Below are 22,950 nucleotides of genomic sequence, written 5' to 3'. Positions count from 1 at the left end.
GACAGCATGAAACTACTGGTTACGGGTGGGGCCGGATTTATCGGCAGCAACTTTGTGCTATATATGCTTCGTGAACATCCGAGTTATGAGATTATCAATGTGGATGCATTAACATATGCGGGGAACTTGGAGAACTTGCATACGGTAGAGTCCAATCCCCGATATACCTTCATCCAAGCAGATATTGCAGATGTACAGCAGATGGAAACTGTTTTTTCCCAAGGCATCGATGTGGTTGTGAATTTCGCTGCCGAGTCTCATGTGGATCGAAGTATTCTGTCCCCGGATATCTTTGTACGTACCAATGTGATGGGTACTCAGGTTTTGCTGGATGCGGCAAAGAAATATCAAGTCACCAAATTTGTTCAGGTATCGACGGATGAGGTATATGGATCACTAGGTCCAACAGGTTTATTTACTGAAAATACACCTTTGATGCCAAACAGTCCTTACTCTGCAAGTAAAGCTGGCGGGGACCTGCTTGTAAGAGCCTATCATGAAACATTTGGACTTCCCGTAAATATTACACGTTGCTCCAATAACTATGGGCCTTTTCAATTCCCGGAGAAACTGATTCCGCTGATTATATCCCGGGCATTGAATGATGAAGCCATTCCGGTATATGGTGACGGGCTCAATATTCGTGACTGGCTTTATGTCGAGGATCACTGTAGCGCGATTGATCTGGTAATTCATAATGGACAATCTGGAGAAGTGTACAACATTGGTGGTAATAATGAACGTACTAATATATATATTGTGGAGAGCGTATTGGAGCAACTGGGTAAGCCAGCGAGTTTGATACAATATGTACAAGATCGGTTGGGACATGACCGACGTTACGGTATAGATCCTACCAAGATACGTACAGAGCTTGGCTGGCAACCCGCCCACAATTTTGAGACAGGGATCAAGGAGACGATCCAATGGTATCTGAAGCATCAAGACTGGTGGACGAGAATTCAATCAGGCACATATCAGGACTATGTTCAGCTTCAGTACGGTAAACGGATGGGTGATTCATCCAAATGAATTATAGAGTTATGGTGACTGGCGCGGCGGGACAGCTGGGTTATGATGTGGTGAAGACCTTCGAAGCAGAGGGTCATCAGGTATTGGCCTGTGACAAGAACCAGATGGATATTACGGATCAACAGCAGTGCACAGATATAATTACAACGTTCCGACCGCACATCATTATTCATTGCGCTGCTTTTACGGCTGTCGATCAGGCTGAGGCAGATGAGGATACAGCATTCGCAATCAATGCATCAGGTACTAGAAATATTGCAGTTGCCGCCGAGAGTATGAAAGCAAAGCTGGTATATATCAGTACCGATTATGTATTCGATGGGAGCGGGAGCACACCATACCAGGAGTACGATGTAACGAATCCACAGAGTGTTTATGGCAAGTCGAAGCTTGCCGGGGAACGGCTGGTTCAAAGTTTGTGTACGCAATGGTTTATCATTCGAACATCATGGGTGTTTGGCGTGCATGGCAATAATTTTGTCAAAACCATGCTGGAACTTATGGTGAAGCGTCCACAACTTCAAGTGGTTCATGACCAACAAGGTTCACCTACCTATACGGTGGATCTTGCCCGATTCATCCATCTCCTTTCCGTAAGTGAAAAGTATGGCATCTATCATGCTTCCAATTCAGGAACTTGCACATGGTACGAGTTTGCAAAGGTAATAAGAGAAGAAGCCAGTAAGCAGAGTGTATTCGAGCCTACAGCCGAACTTACACCATGCACAACTGAACAGTTTCCGCGTCCTGCCCCTCGTCCTGCATACTCGGTCATGGATCATTTGGCGATTCGAACGAACGGTCTGCAACCTCTGAGACACTGGCGTGAGGCGCTGATTGCATTTTTGAATGAGTTGAGTGTACAGCAAAAGGACTGAGCATGTTGATGGTCCGCGATTTATCTAAAATATATCCTCTATTTAACAGCCGCCTTCAAGCGGCTATTTTGTTTTACATCTCCTCAATTCGGGTAGTTAGCTAACAAAAAGGTACTGAGGATGTGAATGTGATATGAAACGCATTGCCGCCGTGTTAATACTACTGATCGTTACCGTGGGCACACTCTTTTTCGCCTATGAAAGCGAGAGTGAGGAACAACGGGACGGATTTACCGCTTATAGATTAATTGCCCATGCGATGGGCAGCATTCGGGATCAACCATATACCAACGCCTATGAAGCGATGATTGCCAATTACGAGAAAGGCACACGTGTTTTTGAGATCGACTTTATGTTGACCTCAGATCGCAAAGCCGTAGCCAGACATGAGTGGACCGCGAATATGAGCAAAATGCTAGGACAAGACGAAGAACTTTCGGAGGATAAACAGGCCGGGGCGCTAACACATGATGAGTTCATGAATACGCCTATTCTGGGTATGTACCAACCCATGGATGCCGACGGCATTATAGATGTACTGGCTAAATACCCGGATATGTATATCGTAACCGATACCAAGGAACAGAAGGATGAAGATATACAGCAGGTGTTAAGGTCCCTCGTGGATGCAGCCAAAGAACATGATCCCTCCGTGCTCGATCGCGTGGTTGTACAGATCTACAACGAACCCATGCTTGAAACGGTGAAAGAAGTCTATGCATTCCCTTCCATTATCTATACGTTATACGCCACACAGGATACAGAAGATCAGGTTGTTGATTTTGTGCAAAAAAATGATATTGATGCCGTGACCATGCCGGAATATAAAGTAAACCAGAATTTCGTCGCCAAGCTTAATAGTGCAGGCTCAGTTACTTACGTGCACACCATCAATGACACTGAACAGGTGGCTAACTATGAGAAGTGGGGTGTGTATGGGGTGTACTCGGACGTGCTGACGGAGCAGGAACTGGATGAGATGAATACACGGTTTGCCTGGAAACCGTAAAATGTCGTAATTACAATCATTACAAAATCCAAATCACAGGCTTTTCCATACCAGAACAGGGAAATGTCTGTGATTTTCTGTTCCCCTTTTTATACGAACATTGACACTCACTGTCTGCTGACTTAGACTTAGTTTACAAGCTTTCTAGGATGCAGAAGAACCTCTGGAGGAATGTTCGTTGATAGACATGATTAAGCAGTGGAGACATGTATTTAAGCTTGACCCGGACCGGGAGATTACGGACGAAGAACTTGATCAGGTCTGCATGTCGGGGACCGATGCAATTATCGTCGGTGGATCTTCAGGAATTACTTATGATAACACGGTAGACCTGATGTCCCGTGTGCGTCGCTATGAGCTGCCCTGTGTGCTTGAAGTATCCGATCTGGAGGCTGTTGTTCCCGGGTTTGATGGATATCTCATCCCGATGGTCCTGAATGCAACGGACAGCAAATGGATGATTGGGCACCACCAGAAGGCTATAGAGCGTTACGGTTATCTGATCCCATGGGATCTGCTGATTGCCGAGGGTTATATTGTGCTTAATGCAAACTCCACGGTAGCGCGGTTGACGGGTGCGGATACGGATTTGACGACAGGAGCTGCGGTGGCATATGCCCAGGCTGCGGAACGTCTGCTCAATCTTCCCATTATATACATGGAGTATAGCGGAACGTTCGGAGATATGGAGCTTGTTGGTGAGACACACAGACAATTGGAGCGGGCACATCTCATCTACGGCGGCGGAATTGATGATCCAGAGAAAGCCGCGCAAGCTGCTCAGGTTGCAGATACCATCGTTGTAGGTAACATATTGTATAGTGATCTGAACAAAGCACTTGAGACGGTGTTGGCTGTAAAAGGAACCATTTAATCGGTTTAGTTTACCATTCCCCCATTTTCCCCTTATGATCTGTTAAAATAGAACTTTGCCCTTACTAAGTTTAAGAAGTTATATGAGCGTAATGTCGTTTACACGAGTAGGAAATTCGTATAAAGGAACTATGTTTACACAAAAACGAAGTTTTCTCTTTTTTTTTACTACCCTTAAATATAAGCTAAACTAATTTTTACACGAGAACGAAGAGGACAGAAATAAGCTGGAGAAGCGGAGCGTTCGCCTTTATTACCGGATTTTCACCTTTGAAAAAGTAGATCGAAAAATCCGGGAATAACAGCGATCGGAAGATTATTCTGTCATCGGAGTGGCGAGTGTAACCTATTAATTTTGCTTTATAGACCAACCAACGAAAGGAGCATGCATGCATGCAACCTGTAAATATACATGATGCCGTTGCACGGCTTAACACCCCTCAACGGCAAGCCGTCGAGGCGACGGATGGCCCGCTGCTGATTATGGCCGGAGCGGGTTCCGGCAAGACCCGGGTGCTGACACACCGGATTGCCTATCTCATTGCAACACGGAAAGCACCTCCGTGGGGCATTTTAGCGATTACCTTTACGAACAAAGCCGCTCGTGAGATGCAGGATCGGGTTTCCCAACTCGTAGGTGGCTCCCAGGGCCGCGACATTTGGGTATCCACGTTCCACTCCATGTGCGTGCGTATTTTGCGCCGAGATATTGAACGTATTGGCTTCACCTCCAACTTCAGTATTCTGGACTCATCGGACCAATTATCTGTTATTCGCAGCTGTATGAAAGACCAGAATATTGATACCAAGAAATTTGAACCCAAAGCAGTTCAATCGATGATGAGTACGGCCAAGAATGAACTGATCAGTCCGGAGCAATATGAGAAGCAGGCAGGAGACTATTTCGAGGGTATTGTAGCCAAAATATATAAGATGTATCAGAAACGGTTAAGAGCCAACAACTCACTCGATTTCGATGATCTTATTATGCAGACGATTCAACTGTTCAAGGAAGTACCGGAAGTCCTCGACTTTTATCAAAAGAAATTCCAGTATATTCACGTGGACGAGTATCAGGATACGAACCGTGCACAGTACATGCTGTGCCGCATGCTTGCTGACAGTCACCACCGCATCTGTGTTGTAGGGGATAGTGACCAGTCGATCTATCGCTGGCGCGGGGCCGATATCAGCAATATCCTGAACTTTGAGAAAGACTATCCAGAAGCAAATACGATTTTGCTGGAACAGAACTATCGTTCTACGTCCAATATCCTGAATGCAGCGAATGAAGTGATCGGCCTGAATACAGGGCGTAAACCGAAGAAACTGTGGACGGACAAAGAGGGCGGTTCGAAGATCAAGGTGTACCGTGCGGATTCCGAACATGATGAGGGGTACTTTGTAACCTCCGAGATTAGTAAAAATGTGAAGAACGGCAAATCCTATCAGAACCATGCGATTTTATACCGTACCAATGCCCAGTCCCGGGTTATAGAGGAAATTCTGATCAAGTCTGATATTCCATATCAGATTGTCGGCGGCATCAAGTTCTATGATCGCAAAGAGATCAAGGACATTCTGGCGTATCTGCGCCTGTTATCCAACCCCGACGATGATATCAGTCTTACCCGGATTATTAATGTACCGAAGCGTAGCATCGGGGATACAACAGTAGCGAAGCTGGCGGCTGCGGCAGGAGAGCGTGGAATTTCCATTTTCCGAGTACTTCAGGTTGTGGATGATCTTGGTTTTGCTGGTCGTACGCGTAATGCGCTGGTGGAGTTCTATGACATGATTGCTGCGTTGCATCAGATGGTAGAATATCTGTCTGTAACTGAATTAACCGAGAAGATCCTGGAGATGAGTCAATATCGTCTTGAGTTGCAAAATGAAAATACACTCGAATCTCGTGCACGACTGGAGAACATTGATGAGTTCCTGTCTGTAACCATGGAATTTGAGAAAAATAATGAAGACAAAACACTTGTATCGTTCCTCACCGATCTTGCATTGATTGCGGACATCGACAGCATGAACGATGATGAAGAGGATCAGAGTGATGCGGTTACCCTGATGACCATGCACAGTGCCAAAGGTCTGGAGTTTCCGGTTGTCTTTATCGTGGGTATGGAGGAAGGAGTCTTCCCGCACAGCCGTGCTTTTATGGATAATGAAGAGCTGGAAGAAGAGCGCCGACTTGCTTATGTGGGGATTACTCGTGCAGAAGAGCAACTCTTCCTGTCGTGTGCCCAGATGCGTACCTTGTTTGGACGCACCACAGCGAATCCACCTTCCCGCTTCCTGGACGAAATTCCGGATGAGCTGAAGGAAGACACTTCCATGGCTCGTGATCGTTACCGCCGTGGCAGTAGCGGAGGCGGCTCATATGGTGGACGGGGACTAGGTTCCAGTGGAGGAAGTAACTTCGGTGGTGGCACCAAGCTCTTTGATCATCAAAGCAAGAGCGGTTCATCTGCTACCTCATCCACGCCAACTTCGCGTGTGACTACAAGTACTTCCCGCCCGACATACTCTACGCCATCATCGGCTTCCAAGCCGGCAGCTTCGAATGGTGAAGCAGGGTTTAAGGCAGGAGACAAAGTGCAGCATGGCAAATGGGGGACAGGCACAATCGTTGCAGTCAAAGGGACAGGGAATGACACCGAACTGCAGATTGCATTCCCGGCTCCGGTTGGCGTGAAACGTTTGCTTGCCGGTTTTGCCCCGATTACCAAAGTAGAATAAGAACGAAACCTCCTTTTGCACTAAAACGGAGAGAACAGAAATAACTTTTCTAAGGAAAACTGCTTCTTAAGCATCTTCATCGTTTTTGTCATGTCATTTCTAAGCTTGACTTGACTGATATGATTAGAAATCTGTATAAATTCAATGTAACATCGGCACGGTAACGGAGAGAACAGAAATAACTTGTAGAAGCTACGCGTTCGCCTTTATCCCCTGATTTCTACCTTTTAACATGAATTAAAAGAAATCTGGGGATAACAGCGATCGGAAAGTTGTTCTGTTATCGGAGTGTCAGTGTGGATAATCATTAATTGAAATTATATAGTGACACCAGTGATTGAAAAGTTATTCTGTTATCGTTGTTCAAGTGCAATAGGAGTGTTCGTTCTACATATATAGATCAAATTAACGGAGGGATGGCCCTGTATGGACCCGATGCACCGGATGGAGCAACTCGTTACCGAGCTGAACCAGCATAATTATCAGTACTACACGATGGATCAGCCACAGATCAGCGATAAGGAGTATGATCTTCTGTACGACGAACTGGTTACGCTGGAACAGGAAAGCGGCATGGTTCTGCCTGATTCTCCAACCCAGCGTGTGGGTGGTGAACTGCTCAAGGGATTTACCCCACATCGCCATTTATCCCCATTATGGAGTCTGGACAAAGCGCAAAATATTGAGCAGCTGCGCAGCTGGAATACCCGTGTACTGAAACTGATTAATGATTATAACAGTAAAAATCCCGATACGCCTTTACCGGAACCAGGTTATGTCATTGAGTTGAAGTTTGACGGATTGACGCTGAACCTGACGTACACCAACGGTGAGTTGGTGCAAGCCTCTACACGAGGGAACGGTACTGTAGGCGAAGGTATTTTGGCCCAGGTGAGAACAATCAGATCGGTACCGCTCAAAATCCCTTACACAAGCGGCACAATTGAAGTACAGGGTGAAGGTATCATGAACCTTTCTGTCCTGGAGCGATACAACGAGACAGCGGCAGAACCGCTCAAGAATGCGCGGAATGCAGCAGCGGGAGCACTGCGTAACCTGAATCCAAAGGCGACGGCTGAGCGTAGACTGAATGCTTATTTCTATAACGTAGGTTATTCGGATGACATTCAGTTCGCCAATCATCAGCAGATGATGGACTTTTTGCGTGAGAACCGTTTCAAGGTGAATCCATCGATTACTTATTTCCATGAGTTTGATGATGTGATGGAACAATTGGCTGCGATTCAGGAGAACCGGGGTCAGTTAGACTATCTGATCGATGGAGCTGTTATCAAAATTACAGACATGCGTACCCGCGAGGTATTGGGTTATACCGATAAATTCCCTCGCTGGGCAGTGGCATATAAATTCGAGGCAGAAGAGACCACGACAGTTCTTAATGCTGTGGTATGGAATGTGGGACGTACTGGCAAAGTAACTCCGCTGGCACGCGTAGAACCGGTTGAACTTGCCGGGGTAACGGTACAGAACTGTACCCTGAACAATGTTGGCGATATTGAGCGCAAAAATCTGAAGTTCGCTCTGGGCACTCGGGTCTTTATTCGCCGCTCCAATGATGTCATTCCAGAAATTTTGGGTAAAGTGACTGAGGAAAGTGATGGCGAGGAGATCGTCTTCCCTGAGCAGTGCCCAGCATGTGGATTCCCGCTCGAGCAACGTGGAGCGCACCTGTTCTGTAACAACAGACTGGCATGTAAACCACAGACGGTGGCGCGTATTTCCCATTTTGCTTCCCGTGATGCCATGGATATTGAGACATTCAGTGAGAAAACAGCGATTCAGCTGTACGATGAATTGAACGTGCGTGAGCCTGCTGACCTGTATACATTACAGTTTGATGATCTGGTGAAGCTGGAACGGTTTGGCGAAAAGAAAGCGAACAACCTTCTCGCTGCGCTAGAGCTCAGTAAGGATCGTGATCTGGCTTCGTTCCTATACTCACTGGGTATTCCGAACACAGGTAAATCTACCACACGTATGCTTGCGGATCATTACCGAGATCTGCACGCCATTATGAATGCAACTGTAGAAGAATTGGTTGAACTACCTGACGTTGGTGGTATTGTGGCGGAGAGTATCGTAACTTTCTTTGCAGATCCGTTTACACAGGCTGCGATTGAGAAGATGCTCAACTTGGGTGTGAAAGTCCAGGCACCTGAGGTGTCAGAAGTTGTTGTTGTGGAAGATTCCTTCTTCAGTGGTAAAACGGTCGTCCTGACCGGAACGCTGCACCAATTGACGCGGGAAGAGGCGACGCAGAGACTGGAAGCGCTCGGAGCGAAGGTGACTGGCAGTGTATCGAAAAAGACAGATCTGGTTATTGCCGGAGGGAAGGCAGGTAGTAAACTAACCAAAGCCCATGATCTCGGTATTCCAACGATAGAGGATGAGGACGAACTTGTACGCCTTTTGAACCCACAGGGTTAGAGGATAAACGAACAAAAGAGTTTCTATAAGAAAGCCCCCGAAGACACGGATACGTGGTCGGGGGCTTTTGCTGTTATTGAAATTATTAATACAACGAATGAACAATCAATCAATTTTAACTGAACCGATCATGATCCAGTTATATTATTAGGGATGCGCTGAGATGCGCCTGTAAGCCATGCATCCTTGTCATATCCTCGCTCTTCCCAGTAACCAATATGTTCACTGTCGATGAGTTCAATGCGATTCAACCATTTTACTGATTTGTATGCATACATTTGAGGGATGACGAGCCGTACCGGACCGCCAAGATCAGCTGGGATGGGTTTGCCATCATGCATAACAGCCACCATAATATCCTCCATTTGTGCTTGATCCATTGTAATCGCATCTGTATACACACCATCACCGGAATAAAACTTCACACTATGAGCCTCGGGTTTGACCCCGGCTTGCTTCAAAAGCTGTGCAAGTGAAATCCCTTCCCAGGTATTTTTATACACAGACCATCCTGTTACACAGTGGAAATCACTAACCTGTACGGTACGCGCGAGCTTCACGAACTGTTCCCAGTTCCAGACCTGTGCCCGTTCAACCAATCCATCAATACGGAAAGACCAGTTAGCATTGGAGAAGGACGGGATGGGCGTAACCGTATATACGCGGAAATGACCTTCAGCTCCGCCTCCAATGGGAGGTGAAGATGCAGACAACGGTTGTGGCAAAGGAACCATACGGTTAGGATCGTTCTCCAGCATACTGTCGATACTGTTATCAATTTTGAGATTGCGTCCTACCCAGGATATAAAAGTAGGTCCGAGTGTGACAGCAAGACCAATCCCCACGGCAGAACGGATGAAAGCTCGGCGTGTATACACAGGTTGAGGTCGCTGCTCTGGTTTGAGAGAATCTCTCTCGGGATTACGATCAAACTGGGAAGAATATATAGCAGCCGGAGTTTCTTTTTCATCTAATATTGAATCAGCTGGATCAGCTGCATTTTGAGCTCGTGTTGAAGTTGTAGTGGTTTTAACCGCACGACGTGCAGGGTCCTTTAACCATTTGGTCCGAGTTATTGAGTGATAGATAATATAAGGTAAGCCCACCCAAGTCAGCAGGTCATGGATCAAGAGTGCAGCATTCGACCATCGGGGTCCAGCCAGCTTGAACTGCCATAATACTATACCTGAGAGTAGCCATCCTACCAGCAGCGCAAGAACAAAGACGGTGTTCACCCTTTGCCAAGGTCTATTACGAAGCTGTTTCCAGTGCTTTCCGGCCAAAATCAAGTAATATACGACGGGTGCTAGCATAGCCAGCCCAACGATGATATGCAGCCATTTTAACCATACACGCCCGATTCCAAGGATCTCACGCCAAAAGCCTCCAACTAATATAAGACCTGATATAGCAAGGATTACAACAATCCAGGCATTCCAAGCATGAATGGAAACCAACTTTTTGCCGTAACCTTTGCGTCTATTCTTCAGCCATTGTTTCAAGTGTGATCACCCCATATAGATTTAGTAATGAGTTTATTCAGAAATTGGTTATGTAGTAGCCGGTTGTGAATGGAGTGCGATATCTGAGTTAAAAGTTCGTATGAGACAGTTAACGTATGTTCATGAATTAACCACACCACATGAAGAGTTACATTTAATTGCTTACCTATCCTATCCCTATATCTATATACCTTATTATAGAGTTTTTGGATCACTTTCTTCAAACCAACAGGAGGGCAAGGGTGTTATACCGATCGGGGCTCTAGCTAATCTTTATTTAGATCCTTATTATTCATGGTTATAGATGTATACAATGTATATAGAAATGATCGTTTCATTAGATATAGAGCAGCCTTTCTAAAATTCCATCTTTGTTTCAGATATTGTGTTAATGTGTCGCATATAGGTTGGAAGCACGGTGCCGTTTAAGAAGATTTTATGATAATAGATGGTTGATAAAAAATGCTTGCTAAATAAATCATGACATGATATATTATTTCTTGTCGCTTCAAACGAATGATTGTCATAATCACTTGAAAGGTGACAAAAACAAAGTGTTGACAGTAAGTTAGTTAACATGATATGATAAGATTCCTGTCCGGTTGACAAACATCAACAAAAACGGACATACAAGTTCCTTGAAAACTGAACAAATGGATAGTAACTTTTGATTCACAATGAATCGTCAGATTCAAAATGAGCTTATCGCTCTTTTCAATACTTTATTGGAGAGTTTGATCCTGGCTCAGGACGAACGCTGGCGGCATGCCTAATACATGCAAGTCGAGCGGAGTTGATAAGAAGCTTGCTTCTTTGATGCTTAGCGGCGGACGGGTGAGTAACACGTAGGCAACCTGCCCTCAAGTTTGGGACAACTACCGGAAACGGTAGCTAATACCGAATAGTTGTTTCCTTCGCCTGAAGGAAACTGGAAAGACGGAGCAATCTGTCACTTGGGGATGGGCCTGCGGCGCATTAGCTAGTTGGTGGGGTAACGGCTCACCAAGGCGACGATGCGTAGCCGACCTGAGAGGGTGATCGGCCACACTGGGACTGAGACACGGCCCAGACTCCTACGGGAGGCAGCAGTAGGGAATCTTCCGCAATGGGCGAAAGCCTGACGGAGCAATGCCGCGTGAGTGATGAAGGTTTTCGGATCGTAAAGCTCTGTTGCCAGGGAAGAACGCTTGGGAGAGTAACTGCTCTCAAGGTGACGGTACCTGAGAAGAAAGCCCCGGCTAACTACGTGCCAGCAGCCGCGGTAATACGTAGGGGGCAAGCGTTGTCCGGAATTATTGGGCGTAAAGCGCGCGCAGGCGGTCATTTAAGTCTGGTGTTTAATCCCGGGGCTCAACCCCGGATCGCACTGGAAACTGGGTGACTTGAGTGCAGAAGAGGAGAGTGGAATTCCACGTGTAGCGGTGAAATGCGTAGATATGTGGAGGAACACCAGTGGCGAAGGCGACTCTCTGGGCTGTAACTGACGCTGAGGCGCGAAAGCGTGGGGAGCAAACAGGATTAGATACCCTGGTAGTCCACGCCGTAAACGATGAGTGCTAGGTGTTAGGGGTTTCGATACCCTTGGTGCCGAAGTTAACACATTAAGCACTCCGCCTGGGGAGTACGGTCGCAAGACTGAAACTCAAAGGAATTGACGGGGACCCGCACAAGCAGTGGAGTATGTGGTTTAATTCGAAGCAACGCGAAGAACCTTACCAGGTCTTGACATCCCTCTGATCGGTACAGAGATGTATCTTTCCTTCGGGACAGAGGAGACAGGTGGTGCATGGTTGTCGTCAGCTCGTGTCGTGAGATGTTGGGTTAAGTCCCGCAACGAGCGCAACCCTTGATCTTAGTTGCCAGCATTTCGGATGGGCACTCTAAGGTGACTGCCGGTGACAAACCGGAGGAAGGTGGGGATGACGTCAAATCATCATGCCCCTTATGACCTGGGCTACACACGTACTACAATGGCCGGTACAACGGGCTGTGAAGCCGCGAGGTGGAACGAATCCTAAAAAGCCGGTCTCAGTTCGGATTGCAGGCTGCAACTCGCCTGCATGAAGTCGGAATTGCTAGTAATCGCGGATCAGCATGCCGCGGTGAATACGTTCCCGGGTCTTGTACACACCGCCCGTCACACCACGAGAGTTTATAACACCCGAAGTCGGTGGGGTAACCGCAAGGAGCCAGCCGCCGAAGGTGGGATAGATGATTGGGGTGAAGTCGTAACAAGGTAGCCGTATCGGAAGGTGCGGCTGGATCACCTCCTTTCTATGGAGAATCGTTTCCCGAGCGGAAACATTCAAATATGCAGGTTCTTAGAACCTGCAACAGCAACACAGTTACTTATCCATTTGTTCAGTTTTGATGGAATTTGAGGGGCCATAGCTCAGCTGGGAGAGCGCCTGCCTTGCAAGCAGGAGGTCAGCGGTTCGATCCCGCTTGGCTCCACCAAACAATTTCATCTATTTGGATTGTTCTTTGAAAACTAGATATCGAAACGAAAGTAAATGCGAATTAGAACATTCCTTTTTAGCTGAACTTGTGTAAACAAGTTTCAATAAAAACGGTAGTTAATTGCTGTTGCGATGGTATCGAGTGGGAGCGACTTTTGGCTTTGGACGCAGTCCAAAACAAGGGAAGCGAGCGATCGAAACCGGAGCAATTTGGTTAAGCTACTAAGAGCACACGGAGGATGCCTAGGCGCTAGGAGCCGATGAAGGACGTGGCGAACAACGAAACTGCCTCGGGGAGCTGTAAGCAAGCTTTGATCCGGGGGTGTCCGAATGGGGAAACCCAGCTGGGGTAATTTCCAGTTACTCACAACTGAATACATAGGTTGTGTAGAGGCATACCAGGGGAACTGAAACATCTAAGTACCCTGAGGAAGAGAAAACAATAGTGATTCCGTCAGTAGCGGCGAGCGAACGCGGAGAAGCCCAAACCAGAGAGCTTGCTCTTTGGGGTTGTGGGACGTCTCACATGGAGTTACAAAGGAACCGGTTAAGCGAAGAGGTCTGGAAAGGCCCGCCAAAGAAGGTAAAAGCCCTGTAATTGAAAGTCTGTTCCCTCCGAGACGGATCCCGAGTAGTGCGGGGCACGTGAAACCCCGTATGAATCCGGCAGGACCATCTGCCAAGGCTAAATACTTCCTAGCGACCGATAGTGAAGCAGTACCGTGAGGGAAAGGTGAAAAGCACCCCGGAAGGGGAGTGAAATAGAACCTGAAACCGTGTGCTTACAAAAAGTCAGAGCCCGTTTTAGGGGTGATGGCGTGCCTTTTGTAGAATGAACCGGCGAGTTACGTTCCCGTGCAAGGTTAAGGTGAAGAGCCGGAGCCGCAGCGAAAGCGAGTCTGAATAGGGCGATGTAGTACGTGGACGTAGACCCGAAACCGGGTGATCTACCCCTGTCCAGGGTGAAGGTGCGGTAACACGCACTGGAGGCCCGAACCCACGCACGTTGAAAAGTGCGGGGATGAGGTGGGGGTAGCGGAGAAATTCCAATCGAACTCGGAGATAGCTGGTTCTCCCCGAAATAGCTTTAGGGCTAGCCTCGGAAAACAGAGTCGTGGAGGTAGAGCACTGATTGGGTGCGGGGCCCGCAAGGGTTACCAAGCTCAGTCAAACTCCGAATGCCATAGACTTACTTCCGGGAGTCAGACAGTGAGTGCTAAGATCCATTGTCAAAAGGGAAACAGCCCAGACCATCAGCTAAGGTCCCCAAGTGTGTGTTAAGTGGGAAAGGATGTGGAGTTGCACAGACAACCAGGATGTTGGCTTAGAAGCAGCCACCATTGAAAGAGTGCGTAATAGCTCACTGGTCGAGTGACTCTGCGCCGAAAATGTAACGGGGCTAAACACACCACCGAAGCTATGGCTTGATGCTTGCATCAGGGGTAGGGGAGCGTTGTATAAGGGTTGAAGGTGTACCGTAAGGAGCGCTGGACATTATACAAGTGAGAATGCCGGTATGAGTAACGAAAAGATCAGTGAGAATCTGATCCGCCGAAAGCCTAAGGGTTCCTGAGGAAGGCTCGTCCGCTCAGGGTAAGTCGGGACCTAAGGCGAGGCCGAAAGGCGTAGTCGAAGGACAACAGGTCGAAATTCCTGTACCACCGTAAGCCGTTATGAGCAATGGGGGGACGCAGTAGGGTAGTGACGCGGACTGATGGATGTCCGTCTAAGCAGTAAGGCTGATGTGTAGGCAAATCCGCACATCATTAAGGCTGAGCTGTGATGGGGAGCGAAAATTGTAGTAGCGAAGGTCATGATCTCACACTGCCAAGAAAAGCCTCTAGCCAGGTGAAGGTGCCCGTACCGCAAACCGACACAGGTAGGCGAGAAGAGTATTCTAAGGCGCGCGGAAGAACTCTCGTTAAGGAACTCGGCAAAATGACCCCGTAACTTCGGGAGAAGGGGTGCCCCGGTAGTGTGAATAGCACGAGGGGGCCGCAGTGAAAAGGCCCAAGCGACTGTTTAGCAAAAACACAGGTCTGTGCGAAGCCGTAAGGCGAAGTATACGGGCTGACGCCTGCCCGGTGCTGGAAGGTTAAGGGGAGTGGTTAGGAGCAATCCGAAGCTGTGAACCGAAGCCCCAGTAAACGGCGGCCGTAACTATAACGGTCCTAAGGTAGCGAAATTCCTTGTCAGGTAAATTCTGACCCGCACGAATGGCGTAACGACTTGGGCGCTGTCTCAACGAGAGATCCGGTGAAATTTTAATACCTGTGAAGATGCAGGTTACCCGCGACAAGACGGAAAGACCCCATGGAGCTTTACTGCAGCTTGATATTGAATTTGGGTACGATCTGTACAGGATAGGTGGGAGCCTTTGAAACGGGAGCGCAAGCTTCCGTGGAGGCAACGTTGGGATACCACCCTGATCGTATCTAGGTTCTAACCTGGTACCGTAATCCGGTGCGGGGACAGTGTCAGGTGGGCAGTTTGACTGGGGCGGTCGCCTCCTAAAGAGTAACGGAGGCGCCCAAAGGTTCCCTCAGAATGGTTGGAAATCATTCGAAGAGTGCAAAGGCATAAGGGAGCTTGACTGCGAGACCTACAAGTCGAGCAGGGACGAAAGTCGGGCTTAGTGATCCGGTGGTACCGCATGGAAGGGCCATCGCTCAACGGATAAAAGCTACCCTGGGGATAACAGGCTTATCTCCCCCAAGAGTCCACATCGACGGGGAGGTTTGGCACCTCGATGTCGGCTCATCGCATCCTGGGGCTGAAGTAGGTCCCAAGGGTTGGGCTGTTCGCCCATTAAAGCGGTACGCGAGCTGGGTTCAGAACGTCGTGAGACAGTTCGGTCCCTATCTGTCGTGGGCGTAGGAAATTTGAGAGGAGCTGTCCTTAGTACGAGAGGACCGGGATGGACGTACCGCTGGTGTACCAGTTGTTCCGCCAGGAGCACCGCTGGGTAGCTATGTACGGACGGGATAAACGCTGAAAGCATCTAAGCGTGAAGCCCCCCTCAAGATGAGATTTCCCAGTATGTAAGACCCCTTGAAGACGACGAGGTAGATAGGCTGGGGGTGGAAGTGCAGCAATGCATGGAGCTGACCAGTACTAATCGGTCGAGGGCTTATCCAATAGCAAGTTGTAATTCGCATGTTTCGTTTCGAATCTAGTTTTCAGAGAATGATCTCTGAAATGAAAATTGGTACATCACAGAACGTGTGTATGATTTTCAGTTCCATATCTGATTTCAAGAAGCTTTGCTTCGACAAATCGCGTTTGGTGGCGATGGCGGAGGGGTTCCACACGTACCCATCCCGAACACGACCGTTAAGCCCTCTAGCGCCGATGGTACTTGGACCGCAGGGTCCTGGGAGAGTAGGACGCCGCCAAGCGAAGAACCACTGCCGATGTTATTCGGTGGTGGTTTTTATTTGTTTATTTTAAGGGATGCGCAAGCATCTCTTATTTGACTTTATAGGAATCCTCTGACACACTCAAAGGGGTACATATATCAGATATCAGGCCATCATGGATTGATAACAACTCTAGTGAATGAGGTGTAGGAAGACATGGAAATTCAAAAATTGACGGTAGATGATTTTGAACCGGCGATGGCACTCTCCGAATACGCTTTTCAAGTAGTAATGAGTGAAGAACAAAAAGAAAAACGGCGGAGTCAATTTTCGTCACAGGATATATGGGGTGTATATGAGGACGGGCAGTTAGGAGCCAAACTTCACATTATTCCTTTTCAAACCTATATTCATGGTAGATCGTTCGAGATGGGCGGTATTGCGGGTGTAGCCACCTGGCCAGAGTATAGACGCAAAGGCTGGGTAGCGGGTCTGCTCAAGCATGCGTTGGAAGAAATGAATCGAAACAAACAAAGTATATCGTTCTTGCATCCATTCTCTTTTGGTTTCTATCGAAAGTATGGATGGGAGACATATGTTGAATTTAAACGGTATAAAGTGCCAACTGCTCATTTGCCTTCGAAAAAAGCGACACCTGGAACAATTCGGCGTGGGGATCCGGGCCTCAGTGTATTAAAGGAAGTATACAGTGCTTATGCTGAACGCTATAACGGAACGCTGGTACGGGACGATGCAAGGTGGGAGAATTCAGTTCTGGTTAATGGAAGCAGCCAAAAGGCTGTATATTACGATGAAGCTAATGCAGCACAAGGTTATCTTTTATATGAGGTTAAGGAAAATAAGTTTACCATTAAAGAGATTATCTATCTAAATGAAGAGGCTAGGCAAGGACTATGGACCTTTATTGCTAACCATGATTCCATGATCCAGGAAGTTACGTTACAGGCACCTGCCAGTGATACGCTTGCTTTCCAGTTGGATAATCCACGGATTCAGCAGGAGATCGTACCTTATTTTATGGCGCGTATCGTTAGTGTGGAACAGTTTATATCTCAATATCCATTTGCAAGTCAGGACTCACCAGTTCAGATTGTTCTACAGGTAGAGGATTCCCACGCTCCGTGGAATGAAGGAGTATGGCAATTGAACGTAGCAAAGAATGGAACAGCATCCATATGGAAAACTTCGGAGCCAGTTACTGATGATCAGACTATTAAGGTAGATATTCAAGCCCTTACTGCGGTGCTGATGGGATATCGCAGACCAACGGAAATGGCACGAATGGGAAGAATTCACGGACCGAACACAGCAATCAAGGCTTTGGAACAAGCAATTCCTGAACGGGAAACTTATTTACTCGATTTCTTCTGATTACTCTTCCCACTGTTCCTTTATCTTGATTAGCTTAGATAGAAATACGGAGTGATTGAAAGACAAAAGGACTTCTCCAGCAATTTTGGAGAGGTTTTTTTGTGTCTGGGGAATATTTCGTGTAAAATCGTAAAAAATGAATAGTGATCCCACTTGGCAAAACCACAAAATATGCTATAATGTATATAAAGTCAAAGAAAGTCAAAGTCAACTAAAGGTTTAATACTTAAGTAGCTTTCTTTCTACAATCTGATGCATGATCGCCACTATACGTGATTCATCTCATCGGAGGATCAAGGGAATATTAAAGGACCTTCGTGCTTCCTTCGCTCTCCTGTTGACTCCTGTGGAAGCAAGATTCGCTGTTTCCCTGATTGGTTAAATGGGTAGAGAAGGTGTACTCTGTGGGGGCGTGTGGGTCCTTATTGACTTAACGTTTCAGACAGTGGAGGATGATTGGATGCGTAATATCTCTGATATTATCGAACGATATCTGAAGAGTATTTTGCATGAAAGTCCCGAAGGAATGGTTGAAATTCAGCGTAATGATCTGGCAGATCAATTCTCATGTGTACCTTCCCAGATCAATTATGTCATCAGCACACGTTTTACACTCGAGAAGGGATACCTGGTAGAGAGTAAACGCGGCGGTGGTGGTTATGTTCGCATACAGCGCATTGAATTACCAGCCCAATCAGCTCTGCATAACCATTTGCACCATAGTATTGGTGATGAGATCGGGCAGACAGCTGCCGAAGGTTTGATTTATCAATTGGAAGAAGCACGTTTCTTGAGCAAGCGTGAAGCTGGGTTGATGCGAGCTGCTGTATCTAGAGAGGTTATATTGGTCAAACTTCCTTACCGGGATCAAATTCGTGCCAGAATGTTAAAGGCGATGCTAATATCTTTGCTCGGTAAATGAAAACTATCGGGGTCAAAGGAGGTACATCATTATGCTGTGCCAAGAATGCAATAAACGTCCGGCGACACTGCATTTTACGAAGATCGTAAATGGAGAGAAGACGGAATTCCATATTTGTGAGTCATGTGCCCGTGAAAAAGGGGAAATGATTCCTGGAACAGCAGGTGGATTTTCCATTCACAACTTGTTGTCCGGGTTACTTGATTTTGATCCAGCCGGCAAAAGTGGATCGGCAGGAACACCACCTGCAAAGGCACTTCAGTGTGAAGAGTGCGGTATGACGTACGCACAATTCAGTAAGATAGGCCGATTTGGCTGCAGTTCATGTTATAAATATTTTGACAGCCGTCTGGACCCTTTGTTCAAGCGGGTTCATGGTAGTACGTCCCATGTAGGTAAAGTACCTGCACGAGCTGGTGGTCGCATCAAGGTGAAACGTCAAATTGCTGATTTGAAGCGTGAGCTCCAAGAGAGCATCGCCCAAGAGGAATTTGAAGAGGCGGCTCAGATCCGTGACCAGATTCGAGAACTTGAAAAAGGAATAGCTCAGGAGTAAAGTTTGTCATGAGTAGGAGGGATGCGTAATGCCTAATCTGCGCTTTACAGAGAAGGCGCTCAGCGACTGGATGCGCAGTGATGCGGCTGATTCCGAAATTGTCATAAGCAGCCGTGTCCGGATTGCGCGCAACCTTCAGCATGTTCCGTTTCCGATGCTGGCTTCCAATGAGCAATCGGAAGAGGTACTGAATAAGCTGAGCGAAGTACTTCAATACGACGATGTTCATGCCTTTGGGGATTTTCATACTTTGGATCTAATCGATATTGACGAACTCGACAAACGGGTGCTGGTGGAGAAACATCTCATCAGTCCAAGTCTTGCGAATGAATCCAGACATGGTGCGGTTATTCTCAGTGAGGATGAGTCTGTCAGTATTATGATTAATGAAGAGGATCATCTTCGTATCCAGTGCCTCTATCCGGGGTTCCAGGTGAAAGAAGCCTGGGAGAAAGCTTCCGCAATAGATGATGCTTTTGAAGCGCACGTGGATTATGCTTTTGATGATCGCAGAGGATACTTAACCAGTTGTCCTACGAATGTAGGTACAGGTGTCAGAGCATCTGTCATGATGCACCTGCCTGCCCTGGTGATGACGCAGCAGATTGGCCGTATTTTAACCGCAGTTTCCCAAGTGGGATTGACTGTAAGAGGCATATACGGTGAAGGCAGCGAAGCTATGGGTAACCTGTTCCAGATCTCGAATCAGATTACACTGGGACAGACCGAACAGGAAGTCATCGAGAACCTGCATGGTGTTGTGTTACAGATGATTGGTCATGAACGTACAGCCAGAGAGCGGTTAATTACCGACTCCAGACTTCGAATTACGGATCGTGTCATGCGTTCTTACGGCATATTGTCTCATGCAGCTATTGTTGATTCCAAGGAAGCAGCACAGCGCTTATCGGATGTACGCCTTGGCGTGGATCTCGGCTTGTTGGATGGACTGTCGATCACGGTCATGAATGAGTTGAATGTGATGACACAGCCGGGATTTTTGCAGAAAACATTCGGGGAAGATATGCGCACAGATGAGCGTGACATCTATCGAGCTCAGTTGATTCGTGATACGATCAATGCAGCGAAGCAGTCCTAGCTTACTCTGATATTGTATTGAATTATGGTTTCATGCCGCATTGCGGCTTTTATATAATAAGGCATGTACGATGCCGAATGACTTTATTCGCAGCACGGCTGCAAACAAAAATGATATGAAGAATACGGCGGGGATGGTTTGAACCCCTCGTTTTATCCAAAACCATGGAGGTGCAGGAGATATGATGTTTGGAAGATTTACGGAACGGGCCCAAAAGGTGCTCGCACTCGCGCAGGAAGAAGCTGTCCGTCTCGGTCATAATAACATCGGTACTGAGCATATTTTGCTCGGCCTCATTCGTGAAGGCGAAGGCATCGCAGCCAAAGCACTGATCGGCCTGGGACTCGGATTGGAAAAAATTCAGGATGAAGTAGAAACGCTGATTGGCCGTGGCCAAGAGCAACCTACCAACATTGCATATACGCCACGTGCGAAAAAAGTAATTGAGTTGTCTATGGATGAAGCTCGTAAATTGGGCCATACCTATGTAGGCACAGAGCATATCCTGCTCGGATTGATTCGTGAAGGCGAGGGTGTTGCAGCACGTGTGCTCAATAACCTGGGTATCAGCCTGAACAAAGCACGTCAACAAGTGTTACAGCTGCTTGGCAGCAGTGAAGCTGTATCCAGCCATAATGGAACACCTGCCAATGTCAGCACACCAACGCTGGACAGTCTGGCACGTGACCTCACGGCATACGCCAGAGAGAATAACCTTGACCCGGTTATTGGACGTAGCAAAGAAATTGAGCGTGTCATTCAGGTACTCAGCCGTCGTACCAAGAACAACCCGGTATTGATTGGTGAACCAGGTGTAGGTAAAACAGCGATTGCTGAAGGCCTTGCACAAAAAATTATTGCAAATGAAATTCCGGAAACATTGCGCGACAAACGTGTGATGACCCTGGATATGGGTTCAGTAGTTGCTGGAACCAAATATCGTGGTGAGTTTGAAGATCGTCTGAAAAAAATCATGGATGAGATTCGCCAAGCAGGTAACATTGTCCTGTTTATCGATGAATTGCATACCTTGATTGGCGCAGGCGGAGCTGAAGGTGCCATCGATGCTTCTAACATTTTGAAACCGGCTCTGGCCCGTGGAGAATTGCAATGTATCGGTGCGACAACACTGGATGAATATCGCAAATACATCGAGAAGGATGCAGCGCTTGAGCGTCGTTTCCAACCGATTACGGTAGATCAGCCCTCTCCGGAAGAAGCGATTCAGATCTTGCACGGCTTGCGTGACCGTTATGAGGCGCATCACCGCGTGAAAATTACGGACGAAGCGATTGTGCAGGCGGTTAAGCTGTCTGACCGTTACATCACAGACCGTTTCCTGCCAGACAAAGCGATTGACCTGATTGACGAGGCGGGTTCCAAAGTAAGATTGAACTCTTACACGATCCCACCAAACCTGAAACAGCTGGAGAGCCGTCTGGAAGATATCCGCAAGGAAAAAGACGCTGCAGTTCAAAGCCAGGAGTTCGAAAAAGCAGCCGCTCTGCGTGATACGGAACAAAAAATCCGTGAAGAGCTGGATGTAACGAAGAACCAATGGAAAGAAAAACAAGGTCGCACGGATTCCGAGGTAACACCAGAGGATATCGCACAAGTGGTAGCCAACTGGACAGGAATTCCGGTGAACAAGCTGAAAGAAGAAGAGACACAGCGCCTGATGAATCTGGAATCCATTCTGCATGAACGTGTCATCGGCCAGGATGAGGCTGTGAAGTCGGTCAGTCGTGCGGTTCGTCGTGCGCGTGCAGGACTTAAAGATCCAAAACGTCCGATGGGTTCATTTATCTTCCTCGGTCCTACAGGGGTAGGTAAAACAGAACTTGCTCGTGCTCTGGCTGAAGCGATGTTTGGTGATGAAAATGCAGTAATCCGTATTGATATGTCCGAGTATGGTGAGAAGCATTCGACTTCCCGACTCGTCGGTGCGCCTCCAGGATATGTTGGCTATGAAGAAGGTGGCCAGCTGACAGAGAAAGTTCGTCGCAAACCATATTCCGTTGTCCTGCTCGATGAAATCGAGAAAGCACATCCGGAAGTATTCAATATCTTGCTGCAAGTGCTTGAGGATGGTCGTCTGACTGATTCCAAAGGTCGCGTTGTTGACTTCCGGAATACGCTGATTATCCTGACATCCAACGTGGGTGCTGAAGCGATCAAACGTAACTCGACACTTGGTTTCACAGCAGTTGTGGATGCAGGTGCGGATTATGATAACATGAAGGGTAAAGTCATGGATGAGCTGAAGAAATCCTTCCGTCCAGAGTTCCTTAACCGGATTGATGAAATTATCGTATTCCACTCTCTGGAACAGAAACACATTGCAGAGATTGTTACGCTCATGAGTGAGGAGCTTCGCAAACGGCTGCGTGAATATGAGGTTGACTTCGAACTTACCGACAATGCGAAGGAATTCCTTGCCAAGGCAGGTTTCGATCCAGCCTACGGTGCGCGTCCGCTTCGTCGGGCAATCCAGAAGCATATCGAGGACAAATTGTCTGAAGAGTTGCTTACAGGCAACGTAACCAAAGGGGATTCATTACTCATTGACGAAGAGAACGGTGCACTGTCAGTAACGAAAAAAGACGTGATTGTTCCTTCTAACGAGGAAATCGAAACTAAATAATATGTAACAAGCTATGGAGTTGAACTCAA

12 protein-coding genes, 1 tRNA gene and 3 rRNA genes are annotated in these 22,950 nt (G+C 47.4%); 15 read left to right on the top strand and 1 reads right to left on the bottom strand.

Annotated features, from left to right (window positions below; all coding sequences use genetic code 11):
* Nucleotides 1-6: 6 nt before the first annotated feature.
* From rfbB to ligA, 6 genes are all read left to right on the top strand, one after another.
* Nucleotides 7-1,032: a dTDP-glucose 4,6-dehydratase gene (rfbB, locus tag MKZ12_RS26685; protein ID WP_339238052.1), complete on the top strand. Its 1,026-nt coding sequence runs from the start codon at nucleotides 7-9 to the stop codon at nucleotides 1,030-1,032.
* Entirely contained in the window at nucleotides 1,029-1,910 is an 882-nt protein-coding gene (rfbD, locus tag MKZ12_RS26680; RefSeq protein WP_339257589.1) for a dTDP-4-dehydrorhamnose reductase, read from the top strand. Before rfbB ends, rfbD begins: the two co-directional genes overlap by 4 nt.
* A gap of 133 nt (nucleotides 1,911-2,043) precedes the next feature.
* Nucleotides 2,044-2,919, top strand: coding sequence for a phosphatidylinositol-specific phospholipase C/glycerophosphodiester phosphodiesterase family protein (locus MKZ12_RS26675; RefSeq protein ID WP_091013171.1), 876 nt, complete (start codon nucleotides 2,044-2,046; stop codon nucleotides 2,917-2,919).
* A gap of 178 nt (nucleotides 2,920-3,097) precedes the next feature.
* On the top strand, nucleotides 3,098-3,793 hold the full coding sequence (locus MKZ12_RS26670; protein WP_339257587.1) for a heptaprenylglyceryl phosphate synthase: 696 nt from the start codon (nucleotides 3,098-3,100) through the stop codon (nucleotides 3,791-3,793).
* A gap of 392 nt (nucleotides 3,794-4,185) precedes the next feature.
* A complete protein-coding gene (gene pcrA, locus MKZ12_RS26665; RefSeq protein ID WP_339257585.1) occupies nucleotides 4,186-6,540 on the top strand; it encodes a DNA helicase PcrA in 2,355 nt (784 codons plus the stop codon).
* A gap of 426 nt (nucleotides 6,541-6,966) precedes the next feature.
* Nucleotides 6,967-8,988 (top strand): NAD-dependent DNA ligase LigA, encoded by a 2,022-nt coding sequence (gene ligA / locus MKZ12_RS26660; protein ID WP_339257584.1) that lies wholly within the window; start codon nucleotides 6,967-6,969, stop codon nucleotides 8,986-8,988.
* Between the two features lie 128 nt (nucleotides 8,989-9,116).
* Here the strand turns inward: ligA and MKZ12_RS26655 are convergent, their stop codons facing one another.
* Nucleotides 9,117-10,490 carry a molybdopterin-dependent oxidoreductase gene (locus MKZ12_RS26655; protein WP_339257583.1) on the bottom strand — a complete coding sequence of 458 codons (1,374 nt, stop codon included), beginning with the start codon at nucleotides 10,488-10,490 and terminating at the stop codon, nucleotides 9,117-9,119.
* A 722-nt stretch (nucleotides 10,491-11,212) separates the two neighbouring features.
* Between MKZ12_RS26655 and MKZ12_RS26650 the strand changes: the two genes are divergently transcribed.
* From MKZ12_RS26650 to MKZ12_RS26610, 9 genes are all read left to right on the top strand, one after another.
* A 16S ribosomal RNA gene (locus MKZ12_RS26650) occupies nucleotides 11,213-12,764 on the top strand.
* Nucleotides 12,765-12,871: 107 nt separating this feature from the next.
* Nucleotides 12,872-12,947, top strand: a tRNA-Ala gene (locus MKZ12_RS26645).
* Nucleotides 12,948-13,161: 214 nt separating this feature from the next.
* Nucleotides 13,162-16,087, top strand: a 23S ribosomal RNA gene (locus MKZ12_RS26640).
* 143 nt (nucleotides 16,088-16,230) lie between these two features.
* A 5S ribosomal RNA gene (gene rrf / locus MKZ12_RS26635) occupies nucleotides 16,231-16,347 on the top strand.
* The 16S, 23S and 5S rRNA genes sit together here with 1 tRNA gene alongside, the layout of an rRNA operon.
* A 177-nt stretch (nucleotides 16,348-16,524) precedes the next feature.
* Entirely contained in the window at nucleotides 16,525-17,700 is a 1,176-nt protein-coding gene (locus MKZ12_RS26630; protein ID WP_339257581.1) for a GNAT family N-acetyltransferase, read from the top strand.
* A gap of 460 nt (nucleotides 17,701-18,160) precedes the next feature.
* Complete coding sequence (locus MKZ12_RS26625) at nucleotides 18,161-18,622, top strand: CtsR family transcriptional regulator (RefSeq protein WP_062836165.1); 462 nt, start codon at nucleotides 18,161-18,163, stop codon at nucleotides 18,620-18,622.
* A gap of 31 nt (nucleotides 18,623-18,653) precedes the next feature.
* Nucleotides 18,654-19,178 carry a UvrB/UvrC motif-containing protein gene (locus tag MKZ12_RS26620; RefSeq protein ID WP_339238036.1) on the top strand — a complete coding sequence of 175 codons (525 nt, stop codon included), beginning with the start codon at nucleotides 18,654-18,656 and terminating at the stop codon, nucleotides 19,176-19,178.
* Nucleotides 19,179-19,206: 28 nt separating this feature from the next.
* Nucleotides 19,207-20,277, top strand: a complete 1,071-nt coding sequence (locus tag MKZ12_RS26615; RefSeq protein WP_339238034.1) for a protein arginine kinase — start codon at nucleotides 19,207-19,209, stop codon at nucleotides 20,275-20,277.
* A gap of 181 nt (nucleotides 20,278-20,458) precedes the next feature.
* Nucleotides 20,459-22,921, top strand: a complete 2,463-nt coding sequence (locus MKZ12_RS26610) for an ATP-dependent Clp protease ATP-binding subunit (protein WP_339238032.1) — start codon at nucleotides 20,459-20,461, stop codon at nucleotides 22,919-22,921.
* Nucleotides 22,922-22,950 lie beyond the last annotated feature (29 nt).

This window comes from Paenibacillus sp. FSL R5-0713, from assembly GCF_037973325.1.
In the GTDB taxonomy this organism is placed as follows: domain Bacteria; phylum Bacillota; class Bacilli; order Paenibacillales; family Paenibacillaceae; genus Paenibacillus.
Note: the sequence above shows the minus strand (reverse complement) of the source record. Positions and strands in the feature narration are given on the sequence as shown.

Bases quoted from the DNA above. Each gene is read 5' to 3' on its own strand.
- rfbD (WP_339257589.1), top strand. From the start codon at position 1,029: ATGAATTATAGAGTTATGGTGACTGGCGCGGCGGGACAGCTGGGTTAT.
- MKZ12_RS26630 (WP_339257581.1), top strand. From the start codon at position 16,525: ATGGAAATTCAAAAATTGACGGTAGATGATTTTGAACCGGCGATGGCA.
- pcrA (WP_339257585.1), top strand. From the start codon at position 4,186: ATGCAACCTGTAAATATACATGATGCCGTTGCACGGCTTAACACCCCT.
- MKZ12_RS26675 (WP_091013171.1), top strand. From the start codon at position 2,044: ATGAAACGCATTGCCGCCGTGTTAATACTACTGATCGTTACCGTGGGC.
- rfbB (WP_339238052.1), top strand. From the start codon at position 7: ATGAAACTACTGGTTACGGGTGGGGCCGGATTTATCGGCAGCAACTTT.
- MKZ12_RS26620 (WP_339238036.1), top strand. From the start codon at position 18,654: ATGCTGTGCCAAGAATGCAATAAACGTCCGGCGACACTGCATTTTACG.
- MKZ12_RS26615 (WP_339238034.1), top strand. From the start codon at position 19,207: ATGCCTAATCTGCGCTTTACAGAGAAGGCGCTCAGCGACTGGATGCGC.
- MKZ12_RS26625 (WP_062836165.1), top strand. From the start codon at position 18,161: ATGCGTAATATCTCTGATATTATCGAACGATATCTGAAGAGTATTTTG.
- ligA (WP_339257584.1), top strand. From the start codon at position 6,967: ATGGACCCGATGCACCGGATGGAGCAACTCGTTACCGAGCTGAACCAG.
- MKZ12_RS26610 (WP_339238032.1), top strand. From the start codon at position 20,459: ATGATGTTTGGAAGATTTACGGAACGGGCCCAAAAGGTGCTCGCACTC.